This is a genomic window from Methanomethylovorans sp., assembly GCF_041305605.1.
Taxonomy (GTDB): Archaea; Halobacteriota; Methanosarcinia; order Methanosarcinales; family Methanosarcinaceae; genus Methanomethylovorans.
In genome coordinates this window covers 1-6,954 of sequence record NZ_JBFYLB010000161.1, presented here as the reverse complement: position 1 = coordinate 6,954, position 6,954 = coordinate 1, and the positions used below count along the sequence as shown (strand labels likewise).

The 6,954-nt window shown below is 41.9% G+C and carries 7 protein-coding genes; 2 read left to right on the top strand and 5 right to left on the bottom strand.

The window, feature by feature from the left end:
• Nucleotides 1-20: 20 nt before the first annotated feature.
• The 4 genes from hcp to mmrce1 form a co-directional block, all read right to left on the bottom strand.
• Nucleotides 21-1,640, bottom strand: a complete 1,620-nt coding sequence (gene hcp / locus ACCM36_RS09970) for a hydroxylamine reductase (protein ID WP_370573610.1) — start codon at nucleotides 1,638-1,640, stop codon at nucleotides 21-23.
• A 94-nt stretch (nucleotides 1,641-1,734) separates the two neighbouring features.
• The gene (locus ACCM36_RS09965; protein ID WP_370573611.1) at nucleotides 1,735-1,875 is read right to left on the bottom strand and encodes a type I restriction enzyme endonuclease domain-containing protein; all 141 of its coding nucleotides are present in this window, start codon (nucleotides 1,873-1,875) and stop codon (nucleotides 1,735-1,737) included.
• Between the two features lie 35 nt (nucleotides 1,876-1,910).
• On the bottom strand, nucleotides 1,911-3,200 hold the full coding sequence (locus tag ACCM36_RS09960; RefSeq protein WP_370573609.1) for an MFS transporter: 1,290 nt from the start codon (nucleotides 3,198-3,200) through the stop codon (nucleotides 1,911-1,913).
• Nucleotides 3,197-4,033, bottom strand: a complete 837-nt coding sequence (mmrce1, locus tag ACCM36_RS09955) for an MmRce1 family CPBP family CAAX prenyl protease (RefSeq protein ID WP_370573608.1) — start codon at nucleotides 4,031-4,033, stop codon at nucleotides 3,197-3,199. Before mmrce1 ends, ACCM36_RS09960 begins: the two co-directional genes overlap by 4 nt.
• Nucleotides 4,034-4,338: 305 nt before the next feature.
• Here mmrce1 and ACCM36_RS09950 point away from each other — a divergent pair, with 305 nt between their 5' ends.
• Together ACCM36_RS09950 and ACCM36_RS09945 are read left to right on the top strand one after the other, a co-directional pair.
• On the top strand, nucleotides 4,339-4,896 hold the full coding sequence (locus ACCM36_RS09950; RefSeq protein WP_370573607.1) for a class I SAM-dependent methyltransferase: 558 nt from the start codon (nucleotides 4,339-4,341) through the stop codon (nucleotides 4,894-4,896).
• A gap of 317 nt (nucleotides 4,897-5,213) precedes the next feature.
• Nucleotides 5,214-5,678, top strand: coding sequence for a hypothetical protein (locus tag ACCM36_RS09945; protein WP_370573606.1), 465 nt, complete (start codon nucleotides 5,214-5,216; stop codon nucleotides 5,676-5,678).
• A 119-nt stretch (nucleotides 5,679-5,797) separates the two neighbouring features.
• On the opposite strand, the gene ACCM36_RS09940 is transcribed toward ACCM36_RS09945, so the two are convergent.
• Nucleotides 5,798-6,954 (bottom strand): PGF-pre-PGF domain-containing protein (locus tag ACCM36_RS09940; protein WP_370573605.1); only part of this gene is annotated, 1,157 nt, incomplete at its 5' end.

Genomic DNA, 6,954 nt, shown 5'->3' with positions numbered 1-6,954 from the left:
AAAAAAAATGAAAATAAGTTTTACTTTAAGAGCCTCTGCATGTCTTCTTCTATAGTGCTGTTCGGTGTTATATTGAACTTCTCCACCAGAACATTGAGAACATTCGGTGAGATAAATGCCGGTAGCTTTGGACCAAGAGTAATATTATGTATTTCAAGCCTTAGGAGGGTAAGCAATACAAGGACTGCTTTTTGTTCGTACCATGCGATGTTGTAGGAGATCGGTGCTTCGTTAACATCTGTAAATCCAAGTCTGGCCATAAGTCCTTGTGCAATGACGATCAGTGAAAATGAATCATTACACTGTCCTGCGTCCAGTACCCTTGGGATCCCATCAATGTCCCCAAGATTTAGTTTGTTGTAACGATATTTTGCACATCCTGCGGTAAGTATGACAGTATCCTTCGGCAGTGCTTCTGCAAAATCCGTATAGTACTGTCTATCCTTATGACGTCCGTCACATCCTGCCATGACAATGAACTTCTTTATCTTGCCTGCTTTGACGGCATTAACGATCTTGTCTGCGTTAGATAGTACAGAATTGTAAGCAAAACCGGTCATGACGGTACCTTCTTCCAGTTGCACCGGAGGTTTACACTGCTTTGCCTGCTCGATGATGGCTGAGAAGTCTTTCTTACCATCTTCAGCCACAATGTGTGTGGCACCATCATAGCCTACGGGGCCTGTAGTGTATAACCTGTCAATATAGGTCTTTCTCGGAGGAACTATGCAGTTGGTCGTCAGTAATATTGGTCCGTTGAAACTCTCGAATTCCTGCTGCTGGCGCCACCATGATCCGCCGTAGTTGCCGATCAGATGTTTGTACTTCTTAAATACCGGATATGAATTTGCAGGCAGCATCTCCCCATGAGTATACACATCGACACCTGTTCCCTCGGTTTGGTCCAATAGTTGTTTCAGGTCATTCAGATCATGTCCGCTGACAAGGATACCCGGATTGTCTCTTGTCCCAATATTGACCTGTGTAGGTTCCGGATTTCCAAATACAGTGGTATTTGCCATGTCAAGCTCTGCCATTACATCAAAACCCGTCTCCCCACATTTTAGGACCAACGAGATGAGCTTCTTATCAGTTAGACTGTCATCCGTGGTTGCTACCAGTCCTTCTTCGATGAATGAATTAACTTTTTTACTGGTGTGTCCAAGCATCATAGCGTGATATGCATATGCTGCGATTCCTTTGATACCATAGATCAACAGTTCTCTCAATGCTCGGATATCTTCATCCTCTGTTGCAAGTATGCCGGTATTTCTGTCCTTGAGGTTTTCCAGGGTCAAAGTTGCGATCTCGGGTAGATCGTTCTCATCAAGCAGATTATTATCCAGAAGTTTTTGCCTGATCTCATTCTGAAGCTTGAGTCCTCTATCAATGCGTTCCTGAATTCCACTCGCTCTGAAATCGGTATTCGTTATGGTTGAGAACAGTGCATCGAGCATAAACTCATCAGTGCTCTTTTCAGAGACGCCTGCCTTTCTTGCTTTCTGGTTGTAGAATGCAATACTTTTAAGTACATAGATGAGATCGTCCTGAAGGTCTGCGATTTCCCCTTTCTTACCGCACATTCCGTTAGTTGTGCAGCCTTCCCCGTTCATTGTTTCTTCACACTGGTAGCAGAACATTTTGTCACCTTTATTTTTGTAGATATGATGTGTAGGTGTGATTATTTACTTTTTATGCTACCGCATTTCCAGCCTTTCCCTGAAATGTGATTTGCTATATCAAAGACTGCACCATATTCATTCTACTTCTGGTTCTTATCTCACTCTTTAGGAGCTTCTGCAGCAGTTCCACCGACAGATTGCGATGGGGCATGCCTTGAACTTCGGACAGGAATTTATCGGATAAAATAGAGATATCGGGTTTATCAAGGCCAGCAGCTGTGAAGATTCCTACATAGCCGCATCTTCTAATCCCTTTATTTTTTTATTCTGCCGGATAAACAAAGAGATAATAGATATCATTACCCCGGATATCACGAACATCAAAGCAATTCCCCTGCCCTCTCCCACTCCGATAATGGAACCGGCTGTTTCAGCCAACAGGCCATCCGCTTTCAAAAGCGGATTGAAGATATGATCTGCTAAAAAACCTGCTACTGCAAAGGCTATGACCGAGCCGAGATACGTGACCATGGAAATAATTGACCAGACACGCCCTTGTTTTCTGTTTTCAATATTTTTGCGTATCAGGACTTCAATAGAGGTGTTTATGAACGGCAAGGTAGCAAAGAACAAAAATCCTGCCAGGGTGATCAAAACGATATCTGTTGACAATCCAAGACCGGCAAAGAATATGCCTGAAAGAAACAGCGATATTGATAATATTATTACATGTTTGTGTTTGCTACCGAACACTCCGATGAACAGGCTTCCAAGAATTATGCCTGATGCACAGATGGATTGGGAGATCCCCACTATTTTTACTGTTGTAAGGTTGAGCAGCATTGGAATAATAAGGGATTGAAGCAATCCGACAAAAAAAAGAACGAGCATTGTCGTGATAACCAGATGAACTACGCCTTTGCTTTTTGAAAATTCCTGAATGCCCTCTCTAAGGTCAGCCATGATGTTTTGTTCGGGGTGCTTAATCGTTATGCTGCCTAAGATATTCCTTACCCAGATTACAATGGAACTGGAGATCAGGAGAGTGCTGATGTCTATCAAAAATATAAATTTGATATCAATTACCGATAATAACAGACCGGCGAGGAACGGGGAGATCAGGTATTGAGCAGAACTTGCTAGTTGCATTAATCCACTTGCTTTAGCATATTGAGTTTCGGGTAGAAGGTCAGTGACCAGGGCTTTGTAGGCTGGCTCCTGGAAAGCTGAGAAAATAGAACTTATTGATATCCCAAGGTAGATATGCCAGAGTTCAATGTTGCCATTCAGCATCATGATAAATATAAAGAGAAGCCCGAGAGTTGCACCCAGATCACCGAATACCATCATTAAGCGCCTATCGTGACGGTCTGCCAATACGCCTCCGTAGGGTTTTAGCAACATGGGCGGTAAAAGAGCACAGATCAGTATAAAGACATAACTTGAAGCTGTATTGGTTTGTTGGTATACATATACCCCCAGGGAAAAAATAGTAAGACCGGTGCCTATTATTGAGATAAATTGCCCGATCCAGATAAGGAGGAATTTGGAATAAAGGTCCTGAGATCTGTCGGTCATTTTTTAACCTCGGTTACAAGGTGTTCTCTGGAAAAGAACATCTCTTTGTCCAATGCAATAATAACGGCGACAACAACAATGAGCACCACAGTTTCGATACATTTTGTAATTTGGGTAATTGCCAGTATCTCCTGCGAGAGATTGATGACAAAGTGAAAGAGGATCGCCGCCAGAACACTTTTTCCGTTCTTTATGCACATCCAGCTGATGATCACTCCCATAGGGATGATGCTGATGAAAAAATTCACACCAAACCAGATGCTTTGGTGGAAAATCTCATACTGATAGGAATTATTGACAAATATAAGCGGAAAGTGCCAGAGCGACCAGAGTATGCTGAAAACGATGGATGCCTTGAAATAAGTGTAACGGCTCTGCAGACTGTCAAAGGCGTATCCTCTCCACCCAAGCTCTTCAAAACCCGCAGCAAGCAACAGGAGAAGCAACACGGGGACAAATCCGGATGAAAAAGAGAAACCTTCAGCAAATTGGAACTGGGAAACCGATCCCCCGAATGGAAGAGAAAGGAAAATAGATGCCAGAACAGAAAGCGGCATTATTAAAAACAATGCAGGCAGCATTTTTGGCCGTATCAGCCTTATATTGATAAGCCGGTTGACAAAATCCTTTTTCAGATGTGAATTTTCAGATGTGAAGATCATGACAAGCGAGAGCAGAAAAGGTGTCATCAGCCCGGGCAGCATAAAAAGCATATACATTCCGCTTTTCTCATCCTGAAAACTCGTATAGGCCCCTGCAAACCAGAGAATATAAGTGACTATGAAGGCCGCAGTAAAATAGACCTTGGGGTTATACTTGTAGTAAGGGATCATTGTCTCCTCAAAATTCCATGGATGGACTTTAGCGATTCAAAACAAAAGACTACAGTCAACACTTATAAAATGTGGCTCTATAGAAAAACTGATGTTGCTAATATTTTCCTTTTTTAACCAATAATATAGGTGAACATGAGATTTTCTTTGTATTACTGAAGACGTATTAACAAGCTTTAATTATGGGTTAAGGAAAACACGATAGACCAATAATTTTGTACAGGAAAAGAACCTAAATGAATTATCTAAAAGTATAGTGATCAATTATAATTAATGTTCGATGCTGATTAAAAGGAGAGATGATTATGAGCAATCGAAAAGATAGTGTATGTCCGGTAGAAAGATCCGGTAGCCTTGACAACAGATTTAGAAGATGGTTACAAAACCCTAAGAAAATACTTAGTCCATATATCAAGGAAGGGATGATGGTCCTGGAAGTCGGATGTGGCCCGGGTTTTTTCACACTTGATTTAGCTCAGATGGTTGGGAAGAGCGGTCGGGTAGTAGCCGCGGACTTACAGGAAGGAATGCTTCAGAAACTAAGAGAAAAGATTAAGGGATCTGAAATAGAACAAAGGATCATACTGCATAAATGTGAGGAAGACAGAATTGGGGTATCTGGAAACTTTGATTTCATTTTTCTGTTCTATATGGTTCATGAGGTGCCAGATAAGAAAACATTCTTCGATGAATTAAGCTCCTTACTTAAAACCAATGGTCAGATCTACATGGTAGAACCACCATTCCATGTTACAAAAAAGGATTTTGAAGAGACTATCAAAAAAGCCAATCTTTCCGGACTTACAGTTGTGGAAAGACCAAAACTATTTCCAAACAAAACAGCGATATTAAAAAAGAACTGACAGAATCATGCCCATCCCCCGGAATACATAACTTCTTACATTACAGTATGGAAGATAATTGTAAACCGATTACATAATCCCATTTTTATGGCAAACAAGCTGATATTATATTTATGAAATATCCTGTACCCACTCAATATTACCGGCATCCTTCCCCTGATATCATACTGCCCCTTTCAGTATTAATTTTTTCCATATGCGTGGGCAGATTCTAAATATACAGAAAACTGATTTTGCCTAATCCAAAAAAGAAGCAGCTCCAAAAAAGCTAAGAAGATCACGTACTGGATAAGAATTGATGGTGTGCAGGCGATATAATGAGAATTATCTTTGCAGTGTTACTGACGATTGCTTTCATTGGAGGGGTCCAGGCTTGCCTGGTACCTCCCACTGATATTGTGGACAACTCTACTAGTGAAGACGAACCTGTAGAAGTTGTGGTACCTGATGATGACATCCCAGATACCACAGAGGACAACGAAGATGCCGCTAATGGAAATAAGGATGTTATTGAAGAGCCGGAAGTAGGCGAATTACCAACCGAAGAAACAGATGAGGGGATCCATCGGTCAGGCGGATATGGAGAAGCCCATATAAGAGACCTGGTGAAAAATGAAACAATTTATGAGCAAAAATCAGAGAGCTGGCCTGAATCAGGAAATTCAATGAACATAAGTTCCTTGGCGGCACAAAATGGTGAATCTAATATGGAATCAGTGGCAATTACATTGGGAGGGATCATTTTAGGTGTGGGTGTCATTCGTTACATCACAATGAGATAAAAAACTTAACTTCAGATAAACAGATACCTAAAAAACAAGACCCGCAACATTTTAAAAATGAATAGTTGTTCCTCCCGCCTTTTTTAAAGATGGGAGGAACTAGTGAACTATGTGTTCAGTTACTGATCTTCTTCTTTTTTCTTTCTATACACAAAGAAGAGCAATAACGCAGCAACCAGCAGTACAAAGCCCGTGATCATCGGGTTACTGCCACTTCCAATGTTACCGTCTTCATCACCTGCGATCTCGATACCATCATTACTTTGTACTTTTTCACCTGATCCTTCTCCGGTACCAGTCGAACTGCCTGCGCCAGTTGATACTTTTGAACCTTCGGAACCTGCAGATGCTGATCCACCTGCTGTCCCAGTATCCTCTTGTGAAGACCAGGGAATTACAACAGCCATACCAGTACCTGAGCCCGAACCTGAGCCTGAAGAGGACTCATAGTTTGCTGTAATTGCAAACGGCGAGAATCCGGAGATATTGCGGACAATGAAATACGAATATGTGCCGTCGTTGCTCAACAGTTCAGGTGTATATGTTTCCCATGCAGGGTTACCCCAATGCTTGAGCATCACAGATGTTATCATCAGGGTTCCACCATCGCGCTCGTTCAGTACCCTGAACTCTATGCTCCTGTTAAGGCCAGTGTCATCGACAAGGGTCTGGTTATTGAAACTAATGTCCAGGTACTGGTACACTGAATCCTGATCAAATCCAGCTTTGGATTCGTTCAGTGATGATTTGTCCAGAATTTCGATCTTTATACGCAGGCTGGAAGCATTGTCCGGAGTGGTGAAAGACACAAAAGTGATACTGCCTGTGAGATTGTTGTCATCCATTCTCTCATCGTCGGTTGTATTGAACCCGACGTATGACATGTTCCCTGATGAAGTGATATCAGGAACCTTTGAAATAACAAACGAGATATTTTCGCCATTCTCAACAGCAGAAGAATCTGTTACTGTCCAATCCCATGACAAGGTATCTGACATACCTGTGCTTTCATTGCTTACTACAACAGATATGTTGTAATCATCCACGAAGAAATCATCTTGGTCGATGTACTCGCTTGTATTTATGAGACAGAATGAGATAGTTGAGGAATCGTCATCATTCGAGGACATGGTAATACCATTTCCGCTTATTGGTTCACCATCGAGATACCAGCTGAAACTTGAGAGAATGTTAGCTGTCGCACTGAAGTTCGTCTCTTCACCGTATATCGAGATTGGATCCTGATCCTCCGGCAAGGTTGTGCAGCTAAGCGGTT